Source organism: Mycobacteriales bacterium (genome assembly GCA_035504215.1).
In the GTDB taxonomy this organism is placed as follows: Bacteria; Actinomycetota; Actinomycetes; order JAFAQI01; family JAFAQI01; genus DATAUK01.
In genome coordinates, this window is sequence record DATJSI010000130.1 from 1 (window position 1) to 2,164 (window position 2,164).

2 protein-coding genes are annotated in these 2,164 nt (G+C 66.8%); one reads left to right on the plus strand and one right to left on the minus strand.

What is annotated here, in order from left to right; translation table 11 throughout:
- Nucleotides 1-310 precede the first annotated feature (310 nt).
- Entirely contained in the window at nucleotides 311-553 is a 243-nt protein-coding gene (locus VME70_15225) for a DUF397 domain-containing protein (protein HTW21549.1), read from the plus strand.
- 230 nt (nucleotides 554-783) lie between these two features.
- On the opposite strand, the gene proS is transcribed toward VME70_15225, so the two are convergent.
- A partial coding sequence (gene proS, locus VME70_15230) for a proline--tRNA ligase (protein ID HTW21550.1) occupies nucleotides 784-2,164 on the minus strand: 1,381 nt, incomplete at its 5' end.

Below are 2,164 nucleotides of genomic sequence, written 5' to 3' on the forward strand. Positions count from 1 at the left end.
AGCGGGACGAAAGCCGTCCAGATGCTTCGACTGGTAGATTACTGGGGCCTTCTTCGCGAAAAGCCTGCCATCCAGCCGTTCGTGACTGCACTATATGAGATGGGGAGAAACTGCCCACTGCATCGGTCATGGACATGGACATGGAGCCCCCAGCGTTAGTCCTCAGCGACACGAGTAAGGTATGGGGTCGGTCGCTACATGATCCATCCGAGGCACCGGGACGGCGCCTCGGGCCCACAAGCTAAGGGGCGGGAACCCCGCCCTGCGAAACCGTTACCCTTTCTCGATCTTTACCATCGGAGGAACTACTGTGGCCCAATCGCTGGACAATGCTCTAGGGAAGACCGAGTCGGCCAACACGCGCGCGTCCCTCGCCTGGCGCAAAAGCAGCCGAAGCATTGCGAACGGTCAATGCATTGAAGCTGTCACGCTTCCGGACGGTCGCCTAGCCGTACGCGACAGCGTCGACAAGGGTGGCCCAACAGCCACATTTACTCCATGTGAATGGAGCACGTTCGTCAAGAGGATCAAGGACGGCGACTACGAGATATAGATATGCGCGGATATTAACCATTGAGCTATTTTCATCTCAATCGTGACGGGTTCCTCACGATCTGATGACATCGCGGCTCGTCACCGAAGCGTCCATGCGATCATCTTCCCCGGCTGGATCGACTTGGTGAAGGCGATCAACAGCCTCCGCGCCGACATGTCCTAGCGGGTGAGTGACCCATACAGCCAGTCACTAGGCGGCTACGTGGGCCACTCACCCGCGGGGCGCCTCTAGGCCTGGCCCGAGATCGCGTGGGCTACGGTTTTGCGGACGCGCTCGGCGATCTCGTCCAGCGGAACGTCGACCCGCTCGCCGGTCGCGCGGTCGGTGAGCTCGGCGATGCCGGCAGCCAGCCCGCGCTTGCCGATCGTCACCCGGAACGGGATGCCGACCAGCTCGGAGTCGCTGAATTTGACGCCGGCCCGGACCTGGCGGTCGTCGATGATCACGTCGACGCCGGCGTCCTGCAGCCGCCGGTACACCTGCTCGCCCGCCTCCGCGACCGCGGCGTCGTCCTGCTGGGCGACGACCACGACCGCCTCGAACGGCGCGACCGCGGGCGGCCAGACGATGCCCTTCGCGTCGTGGTGCACCTCGATGATCGCGGACATCGCCCGCTCTACCCCGATGCCGTAGGAGCCCATGATCGGCCGGACCGGCTTGCCGTCAGGACCGGACACGGACAGGTCGAACGCCTCGGCGTACTTGTAGCCGAGCTTGAAGATGTGCCCGACCTCGATCGCCTTGATGACCTCGAGCGGCTGACCGTCGTGGATGCAGGGCTCCCCCGCCTCCGCGGTGCGCAGGTCGGCCCACTGCCCGACGGTGATGTCCCGCGCCACGTCCACGCCGCGCACGTGCACGTCGTCGGTGTTGGCGCCGGTCACCATGCCCGAGCGGCCTTGCACCGCGAAGTCGGCGATGACCGGGTAGGCCGTCACCCCGACCGCGCCGAGCGACCCGGGGTGGGCGCCGAGCGCGTCGAAGATCTCGTCGGCGGCCGCCGGGCGGATCGTGACCGCGCCGGTCGCGTCGATGAGCTTCTGCTCCTCCAGGGCGTGGTCGCCGCGCATGAGCACCAGCGTCAGCTGATCGTCGACCACGTAGACCAGCGTCTTGAGCTGCCGGTCGGCGGGCGCGTCGTAGCCGGCCGCGAGGTCCTCGATCGTCCGCACGCCGGGGGTGTCGAACCGCTCCGGGGCGGGCAGCGCCACCGCCGCGTCGGCCGCCGGGACGGCGGGCGGCAGCGCCGACGTCGCCTTCTCCCTGTTCGCGGCGTAGTCGCCGTTCGGGCAGACGATGATGTCGTCCTCGCCGGTGTCCGACGGGCAGACGAACTCGGTCGAGTCCGAGCCGCCCATCGTGCCGTTGGACGCCTCGGCGGGGATCGCCGGGATGCCGAGCCGCTCGAACGCGCGGATGTAGGCCTTACGGTGCAGGTCGAACGACTTGTCGAGACCGGCGGCGTCCAGGTCGAAGCTGTAGGAGTCCTTCATCGTGAACTCGCGGGTCCGCATCAGGCCCGCCTTCGGCCGTGCCTCGTCGCGCAGCTTGGTCTGGAACTGGTACCACATCTGCGGCAGCTCGCGGTAGGAGGACAGCTCGGTGGCC